The 24,635-nt window shown below is 33.9% G+C and carries 22 protein-coding genes and 1 other RNA gene; 4 read left to right on the top strand and 19 right to left on the bottom strand.

Annotated features, from left to right (window positions below):
- Positions 1–5 precede the first annotated feature (5 nt).
- The 5 genes from QO263_RS09605 to QO263_RS09585 form a co-directional block, all read right to left on the bottom strand.
- Positions 6–860, bottom strand: coding sequence for a 3-hydroxyacyl-CoA dehydrogenase family protein (locus QO263_RS09605; RefSeq protein WP_285620509.1), 855 nt, complete (start codon positions 858–860; stop codon positions 6–8).
- Positions 861–1,141: 281 nt separating this feature from the next.
- Positions 1,142–2,605, bottom strand: a complete 1,464-nt coding sequence (locus QO263_RS09600; RefSeq protein WP_285620507.1) for a sigma-54 interaction domain-containing protein — start codon at positions 2,603–2,605, stop codon at positions 1,142–1,144.
- A 137-nt stretch (positions 2,606–2,742) separates the two neighbouring features.
- A complete protein-coding gene (locus QO263_RS09595) occupies positions 2,743–3,918 on the bottom strand; it encodes an NAD(P)-dependent malic enzyme (RefSeq protein WP_285620505.1) in 1,176 nt (391 codons plus the stop codon).
- A gap of 20 nt (positions 3,919–3,938) precedes the next feature.
- Positions 3,939–4,475 (bottom strand): Fe-S-containing hydro-lyase, encoded by a 537-nt coding sequence (locus QO263_RS09590; protein ID WP_285620504.1) that lies wholly within the window; start codon positions 4,473–4,475, stop codon positions 3,939–3,941.
- Between the two features lie 29 nt (positions 4,476–4,504).
- Positions 4,505–5,347, bottom strand: a complete 843-nt coding sequence (locus QO263_RS09585) for a fumarate hydratase (RefSeq protein WP_285620501.1) — start codon at positions 5,345–5,347, stop codon at positions 4,505–4,507.
- 486 nt (positions 5,348–5,833) lie between these two features.
- Here QO263_RS09585 and QO263_RS09580 point away from each other — a divergent pair, with 486 nt between their 5' ends.
- Positions 5,834–7,282, top strand: a complete 1,449-nt coding sequence (locus tag QO263_RS09580; protein WP_285620500.1) for an aspartate ammonia-lyase — start codon at positions 5,834–5,836, stop codon at positions 7,280–7,282.
- A gap of 75 nt (positions 7,283–7,357) precedes the next feature.
- Here QO263_RS09580 and QO263_RS09575 read toward each other — a convergent pair whose 3' ends face one another.
- The 8 genes from QO263_RS09575 to QO263_RS09540 form a co-directional block, all read right to left on the bottom strand.
- A complete protein-coding gene (locus QO263_RS09575; protein WP_285620497.1) occupies positions 7,358–7,981 on the bottom strand; it encodes a DUF47 domain-containing protein in 624 nt (207 codons plus the stop codon).
- A 31-nt stretch (positions 7,982–8,012) separates the two neighbouring features.
- Positions 8,013–9,065, bottom strand: coding sequence for an inorganic phosphate transporter (locus QO263_RS09570; protein WP_285620494.1), 1,053 nt, complete (start codon positions 9,063–9,065; stop codon positions 8,013–8,015).
- Between the two features lie 285 nt (positions 9,066–9,350).
- The gene (locus QO263_RS09565; RefSeq protein WP_285620491.1) at positions 9,351–10,637 is read right to left on the bottom strand and encodes a glycoside hydrolase family 18 protein; all 1,287 of its coding nucleotides are present in this window, start codon (positions 10,635–10,637) and stop codon (positions 9,351–9,353) included.
- A gap of 195 nt (positions 10,638–10,832) precedes the next feature.
- Positions 10,833–11,798, bottom strand: a complete 966-nt coding sequence (locus tag QO263_RS09560; RefSeq protein ID WP_285620489.1) for an ABC transporter permease — start codon at positions 11,796–11,798, stop codon at positions 10,833–10,835.
- Complete coding sequence (locus QO263_RS09555) at positions 11,798–12,994, bottom strand: ABC transporter permease (protein WP_285620486.1); 1,197 nt, start codon at positions 12,992–12,994, stop codon at positions 11,798–11,800. Before QO263_RS09555 ends, QO263_RS09560 begins: the two co-directional genes overlap by 1 nt.
- Positions 12,984–14,531, bottom strand: coding sequence for an ABC transporter ATP-binding protein (locus tag QO263_RS09550; protein ID WP_285620484.1), 1,548 nt, complete (start codon positions 14,529–14,531; stop codon positions 12,984–12,986). The genes QO263_RS09555 and QO263_RS09550 overlap by 11 nt, the downstream gene beginning before the upstream one ends.
- A 164-nt stretch (positions 14,532–14,695) precedes the next feature.
- On the bottom strand, positions 14,696–15,829 hold the full coding sequence (locus QO263_RS09545; RefSeq protein WP_285620481.1) for a BMP family lipoprotein: 1,134 nt from the start codon (positions 15,827–15,829) through the stop codon (positions 14,696–14,698).
- A 314-nt stretch (positions 15,830–16,143) separates the two neighbouring features.
- Entirely contained in the window at positions 16,144–16,902 is a 759-nt protein-coding gene (locus tag QO263_RS09540; protein WP_285620479.1) for an REP-associated tyrosine transposase, read from the bottom strand.
- Between the two features lie 197 nt (positions 16,903–17,099).
- On the opposite strand from QO263_RS09540, the gene QO263_RS09535 reads away from it, so the two are divergent.
- The 3 genes from QO263_RS09535 (at position 17,100) to QO263_RS09525 (ending at position 19,840) form a co-directional block, all read left to right on the top strand.
- Positions 17,100–17,285, top strand: coding sequence for a hypothetical protein (locus QO263_RS09535; protein WP_285620477.1), 186 nt, complete (start codon positions 17,100–17,102; stop codon positions 17,283–17,285).
- Between the two features lie 198 nt (positions 17,286–17,483).
- Complete coding sequence (gene gltX / locus QO263_RS09530; protein WP_285620474.1) at positions 17,484–18,947, top strand: glutamate--tRNA ligase; 1,464 nt, start codon at positions 17,484–17,486, stop codon at positions 18,945–18,947.
- 299 nt (positions 18,948–19,246) lie between these two features.
- A complete protein-coding gene (locus tag QO263_RS09525; protein ID WP_285620470.1) occupies positions 19,247–19,840 on the top strand; it encodes an SOS response-associated peptidase in 594 nt (197 codons plus the stop codon).
- An 83-nt stretch (positions 19,841–19,923) separates the two neighbouring features.
- Here the strand turns inward: QO263_RS09525 and QO263_RS09520 are convergent, their stop codons facing one another.
- The 6 genes from QO263_RS09520 to smpB all read right to left on the bottom strand — a co-directional run bounded on the left by QO263_RS09520 (position 19,924) and on the right by smpB (position 24,572).
- Complete coding sequence (locus QO263_RS09520; protein ID WP_285620467.1) at positions 19,924–20,490, bottom strand: sensor histidine kinase; 567 nt, start codon at positions 20,488–20,490, stop codon at positions 19,924–19,926.
- Positions 20,475–21,137: a response regulator transcription factor gene (locus QO263_RS09515; protein ID WP_285620462.1), complete on the bottom strand. Its 663-nt coding sequence runs from the start codon at positions 21,135–21,137 to the stop codon at positions 20,475–20,477. Before QO263_RS09515 ends, QO263_RS09520 begins: the two co-directional genes overlap by 16 nt.
- A gap of 675 nt (positions 21,138–21,812) precedes the next feature.
- Positions 21,813–22,709: an IS3 family transposase gene (locus QO263_RS09510; protein ID WP_285629268.1), complete on the bottom strand. Its 897-nt coding sequence runs from the start codon at positions 22,707–22,709 to the stop codon at positions 21,813–21,815.
- Positions 22,652–23,179, bottom strand: coding sequence for a helix-turn-helix domain-containing protein (locus QO263_RS09505; RefSeq protein WP_285620459.1), 528 nt, complete (start codon positions 23,177–23,179; stop codon positions 22,652–22,654). The genes QO263_RS09510 and QO263_RS09505 overlap by 58 nt, the downstream gene beginning before the upstream one ends.
- A 454-nt stretch (positions 23,180–23,633) precedes the next feature.
- Positions 23,634–23,982, bottom strand: a transfer-messenger RNA (tmRNA) gene (ssrA, locus tag QO263_RS09500).
- A gap of 125 nt (positions 23,983–24,107) precedes the next feature.
- Positions 24,108–24,572 carry an SsrA-binding protein SmpB gene (smpB, locus tag QO263_RS09495; protein WP_285620456.1) on the bottom strand — a complete coding sequence of 155 codons (465 nt, stop codon included), beginning with the start codon at positions 24,570–24,572 and terminating at the stop codon, positions 24,108–24,110.
- Positions 24,573–24,635: the final 63 nt, after the last annotated feature.

The following is a 24,635-nucleotide window of genomic DNA, read 5'->3' as shown; positions in this document are numbered from 1 at the left end:
TAGTATTATTCGTAATCGTACCATCCAGCATTTGTTTTCTTTCCTAATCTTCCTGCATTAATCATTCTTTTCAAGACAGTTGGTGGTGCCCAATGTGATTGTCCAAATTCTTCATATAAATATACTAATGAATCATAAGCTATATCTATTCCTGTAAAATCCATTAGTGTAAATGGTCCCATAGGGTGATTCAGCCCTAAAGTCATAGCTTTATCGATATCTTCTATTGAAGCTACTCCCTCCTCATATACAAGATAAGCTTCTCTGAATTGTGGTAGCATTAGCCTGTTTACTACAAAACCAGGAGTATCCTTTTTAACTTCTATGCCTTCTTTACCTAAGCCCTTAACAAAATCCATTAAGGCTTTTACTGTTTCGTCGCTTGTATAGTATCCTCTGATAATCTCTACAAGTCTCATAACAGGAGCTGGGTTAAAGAAATGAGCCCCAGCAAATTTATCTGGCCTTTTAGTTGCTGTCGCTAGCTTCGTTATAGACATGGTTGAAGTATTTGAAGCTAATATAGTCTTTGGTGAACAAATGGATTCTAATTTAGAGAACAATTCCATTTTAATATCAAGCTTTTCAACTATAGCCTCAATAACTAAATCGGCATTAGCTAATTCATTTAAATCAGTGGTAGTTTTGATATTTTCAAGAGTCTTGTTCTTTTCCTCTTCTGTTGTTTTTCCCCTGGCAATAGACTTTTCAAAAACCTTGCTAATATTAGACTTAGATTTAACTAATACCTCCTCTGTTAAATCACACAATATGACTGAATATCCATTTTGAGCTGCTACATGCGCTATACCAGTTCCCATAGCTCCAGCTCCAACTACTCCTAATGTTTTTATTTCCATTATAATATCCTCCTTTAAAAATCGTTTTCTTACGATTACTTATAAGAGCAAATCTTGTGCCAAAGTTTATTATTAGATGATTTTTTTTATTAAGGAGAATACATCCTTCTGTATTTTTAAATACTTTGAATCTAATTTATTTAAACAATAAGAATTTTTATTTTATAGATTAATAGCTTTTTTATACTCTACATACTATTATAATTTGTAGATTTTTGTCTAAAAAAATAGACTTTCGTCTACAATTTTGTAGATGAAAGTCTATTTTTTAGAAATCAGTTTTATTTATATTTTTTTATCTTTCTATAAAGCATCGTTTTATGAATACCTAAAACATCAGCAGCATCGGATATCTTACCATCACATTTTTCAATTATCCTATAGATATAATCCTTTTCCACCTTATCCATGAAATCCTTAAGGTTTTCACTTTTTATAACCGCCCCATCAATATCTACACCAATTTTTTGTTTTACGAACTGCTCCTTTTCCTCATTATCATTTATTGCAGTTTTGATACTTCTATTAGTGCCTACGTCAAATAATTCTAGTTTTTCGTCTTCGGATACTATGGATATTCTTTCTACCACGTTTTTTAACTCTCTTATATTTCCCGGCCATGAGTAATTAATAAACTTATCTATTGTGTCTTGAGTAAGTTTTTTGTCAGCTCCGTATTTTTTATTATATATCTCCAAAAAATAATTAGATAAAGCAATAATATCCTCTTTTCTTTCTCTAAGGGGCGGCAACCTTAAAGGAATAATATTAAGTCTATAATACAAATCTCCCCTGAACTCATTATTATTGACCATTTTATATAGATCCTTATTAGTTGCTGCGATTATTCTCACATTTGTTTTAATAGGCTTAGTTCCTCCTAATCTCAGAACTTCTCCTGTCTCTAATACTCTTAAAAGCTTAGATTGTAAAGATAGAGACATATCTCCTATTTCATCTAAAAACAATGTTCCCTTATCCGCAAGTTCAAAATACCCTGGCTTTCCTGTATTAATAGCTCCAGAAAAAGCTCCTTTTTCATAACCAAAGAACTCTGATTCCATTAAATTCTGAGGAATTGCAGCACAGTTAACTGGTATATAAGGCTCATTAGACCTATAGCTTATATTATGAATATATCTTGCAAATACGTCTTTACCAGTACCAGACTCGCCTAAAAGTAATATGCTAGTATCTGTTTTTGAAATTCTATCTGCATATTTTATTATATTTTTCATCTCGGCGCTTTCGGCTATAGGCTTTTTATTTGCATTTTCTACTTCACCTAGATAATTTACTATGGACTTGTATTTGCTGACTTTTTTTCTTTCTGCTTCCAGTGCATTGATATATGTGTCAAGTAAACTATCCACCCTTACATTAGTTACAGTTAAAATCAATTCATTATTGGCATCAAATATTGGAGTACAAGTAGACATTACCGTTCCACCAGAAGCAATATTAACTATGCCTGTAACCTGTCGTTTTTTTTGTATTGCCTCAAGGATTACGCTTTTATTATATATACCCTCATCTAAAAGTTCCGTTATATTTTTACCTAATATATAATTAGGCGATCTATCTAAATAAAGGGCTGCTGCTGGATTTGTAAAAACAATATCTCCATTCCTGTCTGTTACAAATATTCCATCATAAGAGTTTTTGACTATTTCCTTAAATTGCTGAAGAGTTATATCGGTAAATTCACGTTCAATATCTAAAGCTCCATCTGTCAAATCTTTCATTCTTTTATCACCCCAAGAATTTTTTAGATTTATTTAAACACTATTATACCAAATGTTTGATTTATTACAAATAGAGCCTAAGCCAAAAATAAAGCCCTAAATAAACTATAAGTCTATTTAGGGCTTATTTTTAACAATTATATCCTAGCTACTCCGTCTTCAATAGCGGCTTTTTTAACTGCTTCAGCTACTGCTATTGCAACTTCCTTGTTAAATGGACTAGGTATTATCATATCAACACTTAGTTCATGTTCTTTAACTATATTTGCAATACCATATGCAGCTTGAATTTTCATATTATCAGTTATTCTGCTTGCTCTTACATCTAGTGCTCCCCTAAAAATTCCTGGGAATGCTAAAACATTATTTATTTGATTAGCAAAATCTGATCTGCCTGTTCCTACTATAAATGCACCTGCTTCCTTAGCATCATCTGGCATAATCTCTGGAATAGGATTTGCCATAGCAAAGATCATAGATTTATCACCCATTGTTTTAACCATATCTTTTGTTAAACAATTTGCTGAAGATACTCCTATGAATACATTTTTATTTACTATTACATCCTTTAATCCACCATTTTGCGAATTTTTATTGGTTATTTCAGCCATTTCCTTTTTAATTGGATTTAAATCCTGTCTATCCTTTGATATAGCTCCTTTTCTATCACATAGAATTACATCCTTTACTCCAGCGCTTAATAGAAGCTTTGCTATTGCAATACCTGCGGCACCTGAACCATTTATAACAACCTCTAAGTCTTTAAATTCTTTTCCTGCTATTTTTAATCCATTAATAAGACCAGCTAGCACTACTATAGCTGTTCCGTGTTGGTCATCATGGAAAACTGGTATATCTAGCTCTTCGTCTAATCTCTTTTCGATTTCAAAGCATTTTGGCGCAGCTATGTCCTCTAGGTTTATACCTCCAAATACAGGCTCTAATAGTTTTACAGTTCTGATTATCTCTTCTATATCTGTTGTATTTAAACATATAGGAAATGCATCTACATCTGCATACGTCTTAAATAATATTGATTTGCCTTCCATTACTGGAATTGCTCCATAAGGTCCTATATCTCCTAACCCTAGTACTGATGTACCATCGCTTACTACTGCAACAGAATTGCCTTTAAATGTATATTCATATACTTTATCTTTACATTTTGCAATTTCCTTACAAGGCTGAGCTACTCCGGGTGTATAAGCTATAGACAAATCGTCTCTAGTTTCCACCTTAACCTTACTTTGTATAGCAACTTTACCTTTATTTTCTCTATGCATTTGCAATGATAATTCATTATAGTCTTTCATAATTGACCATCCTCCTCAAATTATTTTATATTGTCGTATAGATTGTTTCCATGTACATCTATGCATACAATCAAAGGCATATTTTCTACCCTTAGTTTTCTAATAGCCTCTGGTCCCAAATCATCATAGGCTATCACTTCTGATTCTTTAACAGAGCTTGCTATCAAGGCTCCTGCGCCACCAACGGCTGCAAAATATACTGCCCCCTTATTTTTCATGCTTTCTATGACTTCATCACTTCTTAGGCCTTTTCCAATCATGGCTGATAATCCTAGCTCTAATAGTGGTACAGTCATGCTATCCATCCTATAGCTAGTTGTTGGCCCAGCTGAACCTATTGCCTTTCCTGGCTTTGCAGGACTAGGCCCCACATAAAATATTACTGCATCCTTTATATCAAATGGTAGCTCTTCATTATTTTTTATTGTTTCTATTAAACGTTTATGTGCAGCATCTCTTCCTGTATATATTGTCCCTGTTAAGGACACTACATCTCCTGCTTTTAGTTCCCTTAACACATCCTTAGTTAATGGAGTGTTTATTGATTTTACAGTCATTTTTGTTCACCCCTAGTATTAAATATAATCTATAAAACTATTGTACTATGTCTTGAAGAGTGGCAGTTAATATTTACTGCTACTGGCAATCCTGCAATATGTGTAGGGTAAGCTTCTATATGCACATCTAATGCAGTAGTGACTCCTCCTAATCCTTGAGGCCCTATTCCTAATGTGTTTATTTTTTCAAGCAATTTTTCTTCTAATCTTGCTAAATGCTCTGATTTGTTTCTAGATCCTATTGGTCTAATTAAGGAATATTTCGCTAGATTAGCTGCCTTATCCATTGTACCGCCTATTCCTACTCCTACTATTATAGGTGGGCATGGATTTGGGCCAGCATCCTTAACTGCCTTTATAACAAAGTCAAATACTCCTTCTTCTCCATCTGATGGCTTTAACATTTTTATTTGACTCATATTTTCACTGCCAAATCCTTTAAACATAAGCTCAATTTTTACCTTGTCTCCAGGCACTATATTGTAATATATAATTGCAGGAGAATTGTCCTTAGTGTTATTTCTCAGAAGCGGATCATCAACAACAGATTTTCTTAAATATCCATCTCTATATCCATCTATTACACCCTTATTTATGGCATCAGTTATATTGCCATTTACAAAGTGAACCTCTTGTCCTACTTCAACAAAAGCCACTACCATTCCTGTATCCTGACATAATGGTATTTCCTCTTTCTTAGCAACCTCAGCATTTTTAATCAGCATGTCTAGTATCATATTTCCCACTGATGAGCTTTCTTTATCCTTTGCATTTACAAAAGCTTTCATTATATCTTCTTCTATAAATAGATTAGAAGAAATACATCTTTCTGATACTAATTCTTGTACAATGCTTACATCTACTTCTCGCACTATTTTCACCTCTTTAAAATATTAAAAATCTATTATTATTGTATCCAGTTAAAATTTACCCTTATTCATGATTCTATGAGCAATTGCAAAATCCTTCTTTATCGACAAAAAAGATTATTTATTTAGCAAGCTATATCAATTATAGTATGATACTTATCTTATTTAATACACTATTTGAATAAAACGTAATTTGTTAAATATTCTTTATATTTCAATATTCTAAGAGTATTGCCATGAAATGAAGGTTTACAACTGCACAAGCGGGATGCAGCTTGGCAGTCTGTTGATTATTCTGAGTAAAAGGACTATAATTAGCTTGAATGATGTTTTTTGTCATAATTAGTCCATGGATAGTATAAAGATTCATTAAATACTGGATGTTCAGGTAGGGCCTTTAACTCCGTCTGGACATTTAGTCATGTAGTTTCAATTTCATTCTACAGACTATAGTTTCAATATAAATCATCTATAAGGGGGACAAATAGTATGAGTTCAACAGATAATTTCACCAATTTTAGAGAGGAAAGTGATTCTATAGGCACAAAGCAGGTTCCTATAGATGCATACTACGGTGTGCAAACCTTAAGAGCAGCTGAGAATTTTAATATAACAGGACTTAAGTTGCATAGTGAATTTATAAATAGCCTTGCTCTTGTAAAAAAAGCATCTGCTATAACAAATAGAGAGGTTAGCCTTTTAACTAAAAAGATTGAAAGTGCAATTATTCAAGCATGTGATGAATTACTTATTGGAAATCTACACGAGCAGTTTATTATAGATCCTATTCAAGGTGGAGCGGGAACTTCAGCAAATATGAATGTAAACGAAGTTATTGCGAATAGAGCCAATGAAATATTAGGAGGAGAAAAAGGGGTTTACAATTTTGTTCATCCTAATGATCACGTAAATATGGGCCAATCTACAAATGATGTTATTCCTACTGCAGGTAAAATTACTATTCTAAAGCTACTTCCTAAAGTTATCAAGGAATTAGAAAGATTGCATGCAGCTTTTTTAGAAAAATCATTAGAATTTAATGATGTAATAAAAATGGGAAGAACTCAGATGCAGGATGCAGTTCCTATTAGACTAGGGCAAGAGTTTAAAGCCTATAGTTCAGTAATAAAAAGAGATATTGCAAGGCTTTCAAAAGTACAAGAAGAGCTAAAGGTTGTAAATATGGGCGGAACTGCAATAGGTACAGGTGTAAATGCAGATGACGAATATTTTGATAGAGTAGTACCTAATCTTAGTCTTGTAACAGGTTTTGATCTACATCAAGCAGAAGATCTAATAGACTCAACACAAAACCTAGATTGCTTTGTATCTGTATCCTCTGCTATTAAAACATGTGCTGTGAGCTTATCAAAAATAGCAAATGACCTAAGACTTATGTCTTCTGGACCAAGAACTGGCTTTGGAGAGATTAATCTTCCTCCAAAACAAAATGGTTCTTCAATAATGCCAGGAAAAGTTAATCCTGTTATACCAGAAGTAATGAGTCAGGTAGCCTTTAAGATTATAGGTAATGATGTTGCAGTAACTATGGCTGCAGAAGCAGGACAATTAGAACTAAACGCTTTTGAACCACTAATATTCTTTAACCTATTCCAGTCTATAGAAATGCTTGCTAACGGAATAAATACCTTTACAGAAAATTGTATCAAAGGTATCACTGCAAATAAAGAAAGATGTAAGGATTTAGTGGAAAATAGTATAGGAATTGTTACAGCTATTTGTCCACATGTAGGATATAAAAAAGCTGCTGAAATTGCAAAAATAGCTATGAGTACTAGTGAGCCTATAAGAAATATTATACTAAATAATAATATTTTAAATGAAGCAGAGCTTAATGATGTATTAGACCCAATTAATATGACAGAACCAGGAATTTCAGCAAAATATTTAATTAATCATAAAAAAATCGACCTATAATTAATATAGAATATAAAAAAAGCACAGGGTACAGATTTATCATCTATACTCTGTGCTTTTTAATTTATATGCTTATTATGAATTTTTCATAATGACGCTTTCAATTAAACTAGATACATTTTCACAAACATCGCAACACTTTTCTAAGTAATTGAATATTTTATCCCATGCTGTAATTTCTAGAACATCCTTGCAGGTTACAAATAGTTGTCTTATTGCCTCCATAAAGAGTTTATCTGCCTTTTCCTCCAAATGATTGATTTCTACAATTAATTCATGTAAGGTCTGAGATTTTCTAAAATTATGAAACTCATTTAACGCCAGCTTTAATGCATTGCAGCACTTTACAACAACTTCTGTCATCTTTAATGCATGATCCCGTACGTATGAAACATTATACATATACATACACATCAATACATCTTCAATAGTATCTGTCACTTCATCTATTGAGTCTGCCATAGCCATAATATCTTCTCGTTCTATTGGAGTGATAAATTCTTTTGCAAGCATTTTTATCATCATGTGTCTAGCTTCGTCTCCACTATGCTCTATAGCGTGCATTTCTTCCATTCTATCATGTAACTCATCTGCTTTAAAATTATTTACAATTTCATTCAATAAATTTGCAGCCTGACAGGAATATTCTGCTAGTTCCACAAAGGTACTAAAATAATTTATATCCTTTTTACGAGCCATATTCTATCCTCTTTTCATCGATTATATTATTTTAAAATATTCTCATAAATAACAAAGCCATAAGGTATCCTATTAATCCACAGCCTGGGAATGTCAATATCCAAGCAAGTACCATTTCGCCAACTATTCCCCAGTTTACAGATGATACACGCTTTGCTGCACCTACGCCCATAATAGCAGTTGTCTTCGTGTGAGTTGTACTGACAGGAAAGCCTAAAATTGATGCTGTAAATAAGCAAATAACCGCAGCCAAATCGGCAGAAAAGCCTTGATATGTACTTAACTTCACCATATCCATTCCTACTGCCTTTATAATTCGATATCCCCCTATGGAAGTACCTAGGGCCATCACTGCAGAACAAAGGACAATCAACCAAATTGGAATAACAAACTCTGTCACTGTTGCTTGCCCTTGTGCTAAAAACATACTCAGCATAAATACCCCCATGAATTTTTGGCCATCCTGTGCACCATGCATAAATGCCATTCCAGCGCCACCTACAATCTGGGCATTCTTAAAAAAAACAAAGGTCTTTCTCCTATCAAATCCCCTAAAAATCATTTCTATTGCCTTTACTACTAAAGCACCTAATATAAAACCCATTATAGTTGAAAGAGCTAATCCATAAAGGACTTTAATCCATTCAGCAGGATTGATTCCTTTTATTCCCCCTTGAAGAGCAATAGCTGCACCAGATATGCCTGCTATTAGTGCATGGCTCTCGCTAGTTGGAATACCAAACCACCAAGCTGCCGTAGCCCAAATAACAATAGCAAAAAGTGCAGCACAAAGTGCTACCAAAGCATTATAAGGGTCTCCACCAAAATCAACCATCTTATAAATAGTCATCGCCACTGTTGCATTAAACATAGTCATGAACAAAACACCAAGGAAATTAAAAATAGCTGCCATAATAATAGCTGCACGTGGAGTCATAGAGCGAGTAGATACACAGGTAGCAATGGCGTTAGGAGCGTCTGTCCAGCCATTAACCAATACTACGCCTAAGGTTAAAATAGCAGTTATCACAAGGGTTGGATTAGAAACAAGCTGATTTAAATAATCTAAAAGTGTAACAGTCATTTTACACCTCTTTTCTTAAGGATTTCGTCATTTTACTTAATAAATAATCATAAAATCGTCTTTGACCACATCTATCATAGCACTTATTTAGCAAATATTCAATTCCCATATAATATTTGTATAAATCTAGTTTTTATTACAGCTTTTTATTACAGCTACATATACCAAAAAAAGCAACAAAAAATCTCCACATATAAAGACTAGATAAATGTCAAATAGTCCATATTTTCATTAAACAAAAGCATACAGTGATATTAAATTTAATATCACTGCATCATTCTTTATTTATCGTTTTACCACGTTGAAATTTGAGCTTAATAATAGCCAATTCTGTGGAAAGTCAAGCCCCAGCTTCCAATAGCTGATTCCTCGAAGTCCCAATTCCTTTATTAAATCAAATTTAGCTTGAATAGATCTAGCATCTTCAAACCATACTTCATGTTCTTTTCCATCAGTAGCTGTATAGTTAAAATGAGGAGCTTGAGCTATATAATCGTATTGTATAGGCACATTGTTAGCTCGTGCTATATCAATTGCCTGTTGAGGACTTATGGCTCTTGCATATTGTCCACCAGGAACAAAAGGTAGTGTCCAGTCATATCCATATAGGTTTTGACCAAGCATAATTTTATTTGCTGGCATTACTGATAAGGCATATTCTACTACGCTTCTGACTGGTCCAATAGGTGAAACAGGCATTGGAGGCCCACCACTATAACCCCACTCATATGTCATTAAGACTACAAAATCAGCTATTTCTCCATGGGCTCTATAGTCATGTGCTTCATACCAAGCACCTACCTGCTCAGAACTAGTTTTTGGCGCAAGAGCTGTAGACATTAAAAATCCTTCCCTAGAAAGTCTATCCTTTGCCTTTCTTAAAAATCTATTATAATCTTCTCGATTTTCTGGAGGCAGAAATTCCATATCAAAATGAATATCCCTAAAGCCTACTTCATTCGCTGATTTTACAATATTATCCAATAAATTGTTCTGTACATTTTCATCAGTTAAAATTATCCTTCCTAACTCATCGCTAAAGCGTCCTTCTTCTATGTTTGTTAGCACCATCATTAAAGCAACTCCATTTTCCTGTGCAATTTGTGGAAAGCTATTTAGTGGTGGAGCTTTTAATGTGCCATCTCTTTGAATTTGATAGCTAAATGGAGCCAAATAAGTTAGAAGAGGGGCACTTTCTCTGGTAGACTGCTCTAAGTAAGGGCTTACAGTTCCCCCAGTTGGCTCTACATACGCATTGACCTCTGCTTTGCTTCTTATTTGAGGTGGAATATACAATCGCTGTCCTATAATAAGAGGTTGTTCTACAGAAATATTATTCACTCTCGCAAGAGTTTGATAACTTATGCCAAATCTTCTTCCAATGCTGTACAGACTATCTCCCGGCTGAACCCAATAAAAGCTTCCTACAATAGGAATTACTAATGCCTGCCCTACTACAAGCTGATTAGGGTTGCTGATTTCATTTGAAGTAATAATCTCTTGAGCAGTTGTATTATATGCCTGAGCTATACCATATATTGTTTGTCCTTCTTGTACTACATGTATCTGCATAACACATTCTCCCTTCATACAGAAGTGTTTATAATATTATATGTTTCTATTGTTTGAATGTTGATTCTGCTTGAACTAATGTAGTATCTTATCTGCAAAAAAATAAAAAACCCTGACTAAACATTGTATCTAATCAAAGCTTTTTATTGCAGAGACTCAAAACAGTCTCTAGTATAATTAATTTTATATGTTAATCTATCTCTGTGATTTGTCGTATGGAATACCTTCTGCCTTTGGCGCCCTTGATTTCTTTGATGTAAATGCGAGCACTACCATAGTAGCCAAATATGGCAACATCTTATAATAATTTTGATTGATTCCTAGTTTATGCAAAAATGGTATCAAAGCTACAGAGTATGCTAAGGTTCTAAGGAATGCAAAGAACATTGCCGCAAAAAGAATCTTTATAGGCTTCCATTGACCAAAAATCATTACTGCCAAAGCTAGAAATCCAAATCCTGCCACTCCTGTATGTCCATTTACATTGCCGTCCATAACTCCAACTGAGTAGAAGAATCCTCCTATTCCACCTAAAACACCTGAAATGCTAGCACCCGCATATCTCATCTTTTGCACATTTATCCCTACAGAATCAGCTGCATGAGGATGCTCTCCACAAGCTCTAAGTCGTAGCCCAAATTTAGTCTTATAGAATACGATTACCGCTATTACAAGAAATATAAGACTAATTATTACGGTCAGATAAGTTTTTTGAAAAAACATCTGACCTAGCACAGGTATTTTTCCTAAAATAGGCATTTCTCGAATGTAAAAGTTCATATTTGTAGTAATACCGTCACTATTAAAGAACATCTTTGAGAATAGCAATATTGCTGCTGGTATGAGCATATTAAGGGAAGTACCAGTGATAACCTGATTTGCTTTCATAGTAACTGCTGCAAAAGATAAAAGTAATGAATATATTAAACCTGCAACTGCAGCAATCAGCATCCCTAAAAGTAAAACCGTCTGTGGATCCATACCTAGTCCTTGAACAAAGTAAACAAACAAAGCTCCAAAGAAAGCTCCAAAAAGCATTATTCCTTCAAGTGCAATGTTTACAACACCGCCTATCTCACTGAACATACCTCCTAGCGCTACAAGAAGCAATGGCATTGCTACAGGAAGCATATTTTGAATTAAATAATAAACAGTATCCATCATTCTGCCTCCCTTGTATTATTATCAGAAGCTTGGTCAAAATCAGTCTGTATTAATTCATTTTCTAATTCATTAGAAGTATGTGTTTTTCTAAATCTCCCTTTAACAAACTTGCCTAATGCAGAACTCATTATCATTGCAAAGGCTGAGAAATAAATAATAACAGCTATGACAACATCTATTATTTCTGGCTTAAATCCTACAAGACTTGCTAAAGTACCTCCCCGCTGTATATGAGAAATAAACACTGCTGAAAAAATTGTACCTATTGGATGAGAGTTTCCCAAAAGAGCAACAGCTATACCATTGAAGCCATTGGGAGCAATTATATTTATAGGCTCATATGTCATACTGCTTCCTGCAATAGCAGATGGGGCAAGTATTGCAAATGCTCCTCCAAGTCCTGCAAGGCCGCCTGCGATTATCATTGTGATGATTATATTTTTCTTGCCTTTCATTCCAGCATATTCACTAGCATGTTTGTTAAAACCTGTTGCCTTTAGTTCATAGCCAAATGTAGTTTTTTGAAGTACAATATATAGGATAAGTGCAATAATTATTGCTAGAATAATTCCCAAATTTACATTTGACCCTGGAATCCCAAGGGAAGGTATCTGAGCATCGGCTGGTATATAATTAGTTCTGGTTTTACTGGATACATACATAATTGAACTTCCCTGAATTATCATATCCACCAAGTACATTCCGATATAGTTAAACATTATTGATGTGATTACTTCGTTCACATTCAGAAGAGCTTTAAAAATTCCAGGTATAAAACCCCAGATCATACCTCCAACCATTCCTGCTAGAACTGCTACAGCCCAATGTATATTACTTGGCAAGTCCCACATAAGGCCTACATAGAGAGCAAAAAACATACCCATAGTGTATTGTCCTGAAGCCCCTATATTAAATAATCCCATCTTGAATGCAAAACCAACAGCTAGACCTGTCATAAGTATTGGTGTTGCAAAGTAAAAAACATCACCTACTCGATTGAAGCCTCCTAAAACTACGTATTGAAATCCAGCTAAAGCACTCCCTGGTTTTGCAATAATCATTACGAGAAAACCAAAAATTAAACCAAGGAAGATAGCCATTAACGCAGATGAAAATGAAGAAAACCCAATATTTTGTTTAATACTCTTAAAATCGAATTTATTTTTTGTATATGAACTGTTTTTATCCTGCATCATTAATCTCCTTTACGGTATCACGTTTTGCTCCTGACATGTAGAGTCCCAACTCCTGTACAGTTATTGCCTTTGGATCAAGTTCACCAACAATTTCCCCTTCATATATAACCAGAATGCGGTCACTTACATTCATGACTTCATCTAGCTCTAATGATACTAGGAATACTGCCTTACCTGCATCCCGCCTTGCAACAAGCTGCTTGTGTACATACTCTATAGCTCCTACATCTAAGCCTCTTGTAGGCTGTACCGCTACTAGAAGCTCATGATCCTTGTCGATTTCTCTTGCTATAATTGCTTTTTGCTGATTGCCTCCAGACATACTTCTTGCCATGGTAACTGGTCCTTGGCCGCTTCTTATGTCAAATTTTTCAATAAGCATTTCAGCATATTTTCTTACTGCATCGAATTTGATGAAGCCACCCTTTTGAAACTCAGGTTGCCAGTATCTTTGAAGTACTAGATTTTCTTCCAGCTTATAATCCAACACAAGACCATGCTTGTGTCTGTCCTCTGGAATATGACTCATACCTGCTATAGAACGCTGTCTAATGGAAGCCTTTGTCATATCCTGACCGCATAGCATGATATTCCCTGAGCTTGCCTTTTCTAGTCCCGTAAGCGCATTAACAAATTCTGTCTGTCCATTTCCATCAATTCCTGCAAGGCATACTATTTCCCCTGCTCTCACGTCAAAAGATACATTTTTCACAGCATAATTCTTATGAGTTTTAGATGCTACAGTAAGGTTTTTAACTGAAAGTACCACTTCTCCAGCTTTCCTTTCTTTTTTATCCACATTGAAACTTATATCACGGCCTACCATCATCTTGGAAAGTTCTTCCTTAGTAGTATCCTTAACATCTACGGTTCCAACGTATTTGCCTTTTCTAAGAACTGTACATCTATCTGCTACCTCCATGATTTCATTAAGCTTATGGGTAATAAAAAGAATCGATTTTCCTTCTTCTGCAAATCCTTTCATGATCTCAAGAAGCTCTTTTATCTCCTGTGGAGTCAAAACCGCTGTAGGCTCGTCAAAAATCAAGATTTCATTATGCCTGTACAACATTTTGAGAATCTCCACTCTCTGCTGCATTCCTACTGTAATATTTTCAATTAAGGCATCTGGATCAACCATAAGTCCATATTTTTCACTAAGCTCAATAACTTCTTTTCTGGCTTCCTTCTTTTCAATAAATCCCATTCTATTGGGCTCTACACCAAGAATAATGTTTTCAAGTACAGTAAAAATCTCCACAAGCTTGAAGTGCTGATGGACCATTCCGATTCCTAACTCATTTGCATCATTAGGATTATTGATCCTGACAACCTCTCCATTCTTTCTTATTTCTCCGTTTTCAGGTTGGTAAAGCCCGAAGAGTACACTCATAAGCGTGGATTTTCCAGCACCATTTTCTCCTAACAGTGCATGTATTTCACCTTTTTTCAGTTTTAGGGTAATATTGTCGTTAGCAATAATACCCGGGAATTTTTTAGTAATATTAAGCATTTCAACAATATAATTTTCCACGTCAACCTCTTCTTTTATTATATTTTTTTACTTCCTAATATCAAGGATTTCCAAATAATTTTCTATACAGAAAATGGGAGAAAACTTAAGCCTTCTCCCATTGATTGAATCTTACTTGCATAAGGCCTAGCCTAATATGGCAGGTAAAATTTATTGCTTTTTTACTATCTTGTTGTAACTACAATTTTTACAAGGTTTAATTGAGCTGTAAGCTCATCAGCAGTAGCAATTCCAGCTGGATCTTCAACTTCGATTCCACGAATAGGAGTAACCTTTCCATCTACTAATTGAGCAAATACTTTATCATATGTTTCCTTGTTAAAAGATTGGAATCTATCGAATGCATCTGCTTTTTTATCGCCTATTACAATAGTTGGAAGACCAACACCTTCATTAGCAGCATTGAAATATGTTGTTGTTCCAGCGAATTTATCCCAACTATTTGTTTTGTAAATAGCTTCAAGAACGCTTACTACTGAAGGAGCAAGACCTTTTGTAGCTGATGATATTACTGTTTCGCTGTCATATCTTTGGTCAACGTCAACACCAATAACTTTTGCTTCTGCTTCACTAGCTGCAGACATAACAGATTTACCAACTGAGCCGCCACAAGCAAATATTACTTCTGTACCTTCTTGATACATTGTTTTTGCAGTTGCCTTATTTGTATCAGTTTCATCAAAGTTACCAGTATAATGGTATGTTACCTTTATTGCTCCATCAGCAAGTCCTAGCTCTTTAGCAGCATCTTCAGCTCCTTGAAGATACCCGTATCCAAAAGCTTGCACAGCTGGAACAGCCATACCACCCATGAATCCAAGGTTAGTCATTCCATCCATAACTGCTGCATAACCTGCAAGATAACCTGATTGTTCCTCAGAGTATTTTATACTTGCAACATTTTCGTTAATTACTTCATCATGACTTCCAGCTGGATGTGGTGCTCCATCAAGTAGTATAAACTTAACGTCTGGATGTTTTGTTTGTGCTTCATAAACTGCAACCTCAAATAAGTATCCAGGTGTTACAACTACTTTTGCTCCACCCTCTACTGCAAGATCAATTGCTGCTAAATATCCTGCATCTGTATACTCTTCAGGTTTTATGTAATTATGTGAGATTTTATTTGCCTTTGCAAATTCAACTACACCCTCCCAAGAACCTTGGTTAAACGATTTGTCATCAATATTACCCTTATCGGTAATAAGTGCTATTTCAGCATTTGTGTTTTGATTACATCCTACCAAGCTCATAGCTAGTAGCAAAATTGCCAAAGAAAACGTTAGTACTTTTTTCATTTAATGACCCCCTTATTTAATTCATAATTACTAATGCCTTCGGATAAATTATAACCCTTTTATGATAAAATTACAACTACAATTTTATCCGTTTATTATTTTATTCCTTATTTTGAAAATTAAACCATGAATTTTTCTAAGGATTTTTTATCTTAAGCTTGTTTCAAAGCCTCATAATTATATTGTTTGTTTCAAAGCATAACAGATACATTGAATTGCTTTATTCCTTTGTAACATAGTATAATTATATCATTCAAATATTGCTCACCTCTCCCAGCCTTATGGGAGCCACGGGGACAGGAACCTTGGCTCTATTATGCTTCTGTAATCATTGTTCTAGATAGACCTGTTATTCTTGATAATTGTCTAATAGATACACCTTTAATACCTTTTAGCTCTTTCAGTATCAAGTTCCTTTTTTCTTTTTCAATTGATTTAAGATCGCCTATTTCATTTACACCCATAGATAATATTTCTCGCTTTACCTCTGCATCTGTAAGCTTTGAAAAATCGTCATAATCTAAAAAATTTGCTTTGCTTTCTTCACTCATGTATTTTATAAATTGAGATTTTGCTTCTGAAGTATTTTCCGAAAAAATTGATAGACCATATTTATAATCTATAATATCAATTTCTTTTATGTAACAGCCGTAACTTGACCAATTGTACTTATCAATAGATTTTACTATTCCAGCTTTAACAGGGTTTTGATGAATATATCTCAATACAGCAAGGAAATAACTTTCATCTTCTACACATTCACTTTTGAACCTTTCTTGAAATAAATGCCCAACTCTTTCATATTTTTTATTATACCAATATACATAGCTAGAGCTTATTCTTTTTACTACTGTAGATATATCGTCTTCTCCCTCTTGAATTAATAAGTGTGTATGATTATCCATCAAACAATACCCAAAAACCCTAAACTTTTCTGATTCTCTATACTCACTTACTATAGAAATAAATCTACTTTTATCATTCTCACTTTCAAATATTGAATGCCTATTTATTCCCCTTAGCATAACATGATAAATTCCAGTTTTACTTTTTCTCCTAGCCTTTCTTGGCATAATAGTCACTCCTGTCTAATAATTTGATATTTCATATTATTATTAAATGACACTTCATATGCTGTGGTATATGGTTTTACTACCTTTTATTGTATCCTATTACTGATGCATTAGCAATGACTTCTGTTTAAAAAAGCCAAAGTTCCTGTCCCCTTGGCATGCCCTTGGCATGGATGTCCCCTTGGCATGGATACGGTATGTGGTTTATCTCTAAAGATAATAGAATAGTTCGTCTAGCACTTACAGGAGAAGATCCAGGTGTTAGTGCAAGATTATTTTATTATCCTGGGCAAGATGTTGAAGTAATTATTTTAGCAAATCAAAGTGATGTTGCATCGGACCTTGGATGGTACATACATGATGAAATAATAGTAGAACTTTAAAATATTTTAGTAGGCCTGTCAAATATAGCACACCTACAAATGAGCCAATGTTCCTGTTCTATTGAATTTTCCATTGGATTTGCATAGATTTTTGGAATAAATAATGTTGATTCAATTAATAATGTCTTCTATAATAGAAATACATATTGAAAATATACTTTAAAGAATTCACGAAGATAAAGAAAAGGTGATTAAATTATGAGTAAAATAAGAACAAGGTTTGCACCTTCGCCAACAGGATATATGCATGTTGGCAATCTCAGGACAGCACTGTATGCCTATTTAATAAGCAAACATGAAAACGGGGATTTTATACTCCGAATAGAAGACACTGACCAAGAAAGATTGGTTGAAGATTCGATAGATATAATCTACAATACACTTAAGGATACTGGTTTAAAGCATGATGAAGGGCCTGATATAGGCGGACCCGTAGGGCCATACGTTCAGAGTCAAAGAAATGCTCAGAACATATATATGGAGTATGCGAAAAAGCTTGTAGAAACAGGCAAAGCATACTATTGTTTCTGTACACCTGAAGAGTTAAGCGCAGAGAAAAAAAAGCAGGAAGCAACTAAAAAGGTATATAGATATAATAAAAAATGTCTACATCTCTCAAAAGAAGAAATAGAGCAAAAGCTGAAAGACGGAGTGCCATTTGTAATAAGGCAAAATAATCCTACAGAAGGTACAACATCTTTTGATGATATTATTTACGGAAGAATAACAGTCGATAATAGTGAACTTGAAGATATGGTACTTATAAAATCAGATGGATATCCTACTTATAACTTTGCAAATGTAGTAGATGACCACCTTATGGGCATTACACATGTTGTTAGGGGAAATGAGTACCTATCTTCAACCCCGAAATATAATAGGCTGTATGATGATTTTGGCTGGGAAAAACCAGTATATATTCATTGTTCTCCAATAATGAAAGATGAGCAGAATAAATTAAGCAAACGTAATGGCGATGCTTCCTTTGGAGATCTAGTTTCTCAAGGATATTTAAAAGAAGCTATACTTAACTATATTGCGCTTCTAGGCTGGTCTCCATCTAATAATCAGGAACTTTTCTCTTTAGACGAGCTAGTAAAGATCTTTGACTATAAAAGAATAAATAAAAGTTCAGCAATTTTTAACAAGGATAAACTAGCTTGGATGAATGGTGAATATATAAAAAAATTATCGTTAGATGAGTTTCATCAAATGGCAATTCCGTATTATAAAAATGTTATAACGAAAGAAATAAACCTTGTAAAGATAAGCGAATTGCTGCAAAGCAGAATAAACGTACTTTCTGAAATAACAGAAGTAGTTGGATTTTTTGAAAACCTTCCGGAGTATACAAACTCACTTTATATAAATAAAAAGTCAAAATGCAATGAGGAGAATGCACTTGTAATCCTTAGATCCTCATTAGAATTGATGAAGGAAATTAAGGAAGAAAATTGGATAGAAACATATCTTTTTGAAACGTTATCCTCACTTTCTGAGAAATTAGAATTAAAGAATAACACAATATTCTGGGCATTAAGAATTGCTGTATCAGGAAAAATGATAACTCCAGGGGGAGCCATGGATATAGCCGAAATTCTTGGAAAAGATGAAACTTTGAGAAGAATTAATAGAGGAATAGAAAAGCTGTCAGAGTCATAATAAAACTATGAATATAAAGAAGGATATATAAAAAATAGCTTTAATATTCTAACCAATATAAAAGGGAGTATTGCAAAACTACTGAATAAATAGTTAGCGATGCTCCCTTTTAATTTATCTCATTAGTGCAAAATAAATGCAGGAAAAAGTACTTATTTAAAGGTATCTCGCATCAAATATGGACACTGTGTGCTAGCTTAAAAATCAAGTTTGCACGTATTAGTGCTTATTTTTTTGCTATTTATAGATACAGTCCTTATGATATAATAAGATATAATTTAGTCTATAGAGGTGTTTAAATGTGCGGAAGATATTTTATAGATATAAATCTTAGAGACATTATTTATAAGATAGAAAAGAATTCTGCTGAAATCTACAAAACTGATGAAATATTTCCTACAAATCTTGTTCCAATAATAACAAAACATGGTTCTATTTTAGCGAAATGGGGCTTTCCAAAATGGAATTGTAGAGGTGTAATTATAAACGCTCGTGTTGAAAGTTTATCAGAAAGAAGTATGTTCAAAAATTTAGTAAATACTAAACGCTGTATTATCCCTGCATCGGCTTATTTTGAATGGAAAAAAGATGATAACAATAATATTAAAAAATATAAATTTAAAAATCTTGATTCTATCTTATACATAGCAGGTCTTTATGACACCTTTTCTGAAAGCAGTAAACAATTAAGCTTATTTGAAGATAATAGTAGGCAAGATTTCTTAGCTTTTACAATTATAACAAAAGAAGCAAATGATTATGTATCATCTATCCATAATCGTATGCCATTGATTTTTAGCAAAGATGAAATGTTTCTATGGCTTAACGGCTATGATATTGATGCTCTAGTATCACAAAACAATTATACCCTTACTTATTCTCCTGCTGATTAAAGGCAAAGCTAAATTTTAAAAGCCAAAGTTCCTGTCTCCTTGGTGCTCAAGCACTACGTCATCAAATGAAGAAACCATCATGTTTATATTTTTTGGGCGGCAATAGCAACTACACCACTTATACTTTCAGAAGTAGTTTGCCAGATACTGGCTTTCATTGGAGCAAGCTGAATAGCGCCTACTTCAAGTCTTGACATTTTAATTAGGCTGTCCATCATCCATTGCAGTTTTTCCGTTCCTAACTTTACACGGGTTAAAAATTCCTGTTGTTCATCTGCGGATAAATTGTCTTCGATTAGCAAATCTGAATACATCGAGATACTCGATAAGGGAGTTTTCATCTGATGGGACATATCAAAAATGAAGCCTTGTATTGTTTCTTTTTCTTCTTTCGACTGCGCTATATCGGAAATGTATAGATCCACAATCCGGTTTGCTTTGTGTGCAAGTTTTGATATTCGGTCATCTTCTGTAATTTCGAACCGTAAATTGTTATCTTTCGTTAAAATGCGGTCCAGAACCTTATCTGCGGCATTGAAAGTGTTAATAACATGCCTTCGGCAGCAAAAGATGGTGATAATGAGAGCTATAATAGCCACACCAACGAATATATAGGGCAAATAAGTCAGTTCCATCACTCCTTTAACCATACGTAACCCATCCCATGTATTGTTTTTATTATCTTGGGATTTTTAGGGTCATTTTCTATTTTTCCACGCAAGCAGCTGATGTTCACGGACAAGGTGTTTTCATCAACAAAACTGCCATGCATATCCCATAGCGCGAGTATCTGATCTTTAGTTAAAACGTGCCCTGCATTACTCATACAATAATTGAAAAGCCGGAATTCTGTCGCGCTGATTGGGATTTCTTCATCAGCCCGATAAAATTTGCAAAGATTCACATCTAGTCTGAATCTACCAGATTGAAGGATATGATTATTATTTGCTTCAAATCGACGAAATACAACTTCAACACGAGCGCGTAAGACCGAGAGCGAAAATGGCTTCGTAATGTAATCGTCTGCGCCGGACATAAGTCCTTGAACCTCGTCCGTATCCAAATCACAGGCTGTAAGCATAATAATAGGAATTTGGGAATATGTCCTGATTTCTTTGCATAAATCCATCCCATTGCCATCTGGCAGTCCTAAATCCAGTATGATAAGATCGACTTCATGGTGTTCTAATAGCCGTTTCCCTTCCGTGACTCCACTTGCAGAAATAGCATGGTATCCGTTTTTTTCAAATGCAAACAAAATACCACGGCTTAAATTTTCATCATCTTCAATCAACAAAATCGTTTTCATAATCCAAGGGGACAGGAATCTTGGCTCTTATGCCTTAGTTATCATTGTTTGATAAACCAGCTATTCTTTATAATTTTCTAATAGATACACCTTTAATGCTTCTTAATTTCTGTAGTATTCTATTTCTATGTCTTGTACTATTAAATAAGGTTTTATGTGCAATTGTATACAATTATCTACCCTTTACTGTATTTTGATGTTAATGTAATATCAATTCTCCTCGTTTAAAAAGCCAAAGTTCCTGTCCCCTTGGCTCAAAGATATTGGACAAGAAATAGTTATCGTAAGTAATATGCACACATTCTGGCTTTAGTTAAAACAAACTAGAAATATATAAAGATACTTTTCATTATAAATTCTATCTCTTATAGTAAATTCCTTCTTCAATTTACATATTTCAACTTTAAAAATTCTATTTTTTATAGTAAATTCCTTCTTTTAATTACATATTTCAACTTTTAGGTTAGTGAAACCTAAATATAAAATATTGATTATATTTACACTATGTATATATCTAGTATATAATAGCAATAAGAAAAATATGTCCACTGTACACTTATAGGAGGCATAAAATATGCTTAATGCGGAAAAAGCTGGGAATCCAAGGGGAGGGAATCTAAGGGGACAGGAATGATCTGACCCCAAAAAGTTGGACATTTTGAATTAAGCTACTGATAAGGATTGAGCTCTATATTGGATAGGGCTTAATCCTTTTAGTTTGGTCTTTATTCTGTATTTATTATACCACTCTATGTAATCTATTAGTTCTCTCTTAAAGTGATCTGTATCATCAAATTTTTGAAGATATAGTAATTCTGATTTTAACAAACCAAAAAAGTTTTCAATTACTGAATTGTCCAAACAGTTTCCTTTTCTGGACATACTTTGCTTTATTCCTAGTTGTTTTAATCGATAACTGTATCTTTTGTGTCTGTATTGCCACCCTTGATCTGAGTGAAATGTTAAACCTTCTAAGTTTTTATGCTTTTCAAATGCAATATCAAGCATCTCCATTACTTGCCCGAAGTGTGGTCTACTTGTAATAGAATAACTAATGATCTCTCCGTTAAACAAATCTAGTATTGGTGATAGGTATAATTTTTCCCCGAATAGTGAGAACTCTGTTATGTCTGTAACCCACTTTTGATTAGGTTTTTCTGCTGAGAAATCTCTCTTCAATAGGTTTGGTGCTGCTTCTCCTACTTCACCTTTATAGGATTTATATTTTTTCATTCTCACTTGGCATATGATATTTAGTTCTTTCATAAGTTTTTGTACAGTTTTGTGATTAATTACAAAGCCAAAGCTATTTAGGGACATAGTTATTCTTCTATAGCCGTATCTACCTTTACTGCTATCATATATTTCCCTTATCTTTTCTTTAATTTTTTCATATTTATCTGGTATGTCGAATCTTTTCATATGGTAGTAAAATGTTGACCTTTTTAATCCTGCAACTTCTAGCAGGGTATTTAGATCGTGTTCATGCCTTAAAGAGTTTACTACCTGTGCTTTTTCTTTGTTTTTAAGCTCATTTTTTCTTCCTTTAAGGCTATAGATTTTTTTAAGTAGGCAACCTCTGCTTTAAGCTTTTTGATTTCTAATATTAATTTATCTTCTGTAGCATTATCTAAGGAGTCCATATTTATTTCATTTTTATCTTTTTTCATACCTTGTTTTTGTGATCTTCCACGTCTTTCAGTTAAAAGACCAACTTCTCCTTCCTCATTATATATGCGTTCCCAATTTTGAACAGTAGTTGTACCTGGTATTCCAAACAGGGCAGATACCTGGTCTAGGGATAGATGGTTATTATGCATATATTTTACTACTTCTATTTTAAATTCACCAGTATATTTTCTAGGATTCATAGAAAAGCTAGCTTCTCCATGAATATCATAGCTATTCCACCATCTTGCAATGGTAGATTTAGAAATACCTAGTTCTTTTGAAACAGCTCTTATTGAATAATTTTCGTTTTGAATTAATCTGATAGCTTTAATTTTATCTTTTTTATTATATTTGCTCATTTAAAAATGCACCTCCAAAAGTTAATTTTATTGTCTAACTTTTGGGGTGCACTTCAGAACCTTGGCTCTTATGCCTTAGTTATCATTGTTTGATAAACCAGTTATTCTTTATAATTTTCTAATAGATACACCTTTAATGCTTCTTAATTTCTGTAGTATTCTATTTCTTGTCTTGTACTATTAAATAAGGTTTTATGTGCAATTATCTACCCTTTACTGTATTTTGATATTAATGTAATATCAATTCTCCTCGTTTAAAAAGCCAAAGTTCCTGTCCCCTTGGCTCTTCCTGTCCCCTTGGCTCTTCTGTCCCCTTGGCTCTTTGAGATTTTAGTCTTATCATGTAGACATATATAAAAAGCATAGAAAAATTGCTATACCCGTAACCACTACGAGTATAGCAATTTATTTTTTTCTCTACATTTTATTCAAAACGTAAAAATTCTTATAGATTTGGTGGAGGCGGTGGGAATCGAACCCACGTCCGAAAGCACTTTATAAAGAGCTTCTCCGAGTGCAGTTGCTAGTTTGAGCTATCGCCTCATAGGACGCCTAGCAACAGGCTTCCTACTACACTATCTCCAATTTATCCATTATAGGTCGGAGTACCCCTATAATAGTTCCCTGCTTACTTGGCGCCTAGATTCTAACGGGCAGGACCGTTAGAGTAGACGTAGCTGCGCTTAGGCAGCTAATGCGTAATTATCGTTTGCGTTTAATTTTAGTTGCCACTTTTAACGTTGTTTGGCGACAACGACTCGCTACTCTTTACTCCACACCCCCGTCGAAACCTTTTCGCCCCCAAAATATATTAATTAAGAATTGTTTGTTGAGAATTAAAATACTCAACAAACAATTCAAATAAAAACCAATTTTGAGGATTGAGAGTTAGTATCTAAGAGATTCTTCACAACCTTAGGAATGACAATTAATATTTTTCACTTAAATGTCTCTGTATCCTTCTCTCTGCATCTTTCTTTGCTATATCTTCTCTTTTATCATATAGCTTTTTACCTTTTGCAATGGCAAGGTCTATCTTTACCTTTCCATTTTTAAGGTATGCACTTAGTGGTACTAGGGAGTATCCCTTTTGAGTAATATAGCCCACAAGTTTTCTTATTTCTCTTTTGTGAAGCAATAGCTTCCTTTTTCTTAGAGGATCTACATTGTATATATTGCCTTGCTCATAAGGGCTTACATGCATACCATGGATAAAGACCTCACTATTTTCAACCATACCATAGCTTTCTTTGAGATTAATCTTGCCTTGTCTAAAGGATTTAACCTCTGTACCAGTTAATTCAATCCCTGCCTCTATAGTTTCCTCTATAAAAAAATCATGTCTAGCTTTTCTATTAGTTGCTAGAGTTTTAGTATGTGTATTTGTACTCATAAAATCCCCACCATAACCTATTTAAAGTGCAAGTCTAATTATAGCAAAAATATATGATTATGT

The organism is Proteiniborus sp. MB09-C3 (genome assembly GCF_030263895.1).
Taxonomy (GTDB): Bacteria; Bacillota; Clostridia; order Tissierellales; family Proteiniboraceae; genus Proteiniborus.
This window is presented reverse-complemented; position numbering and strand designations above follow the sequence as displayed.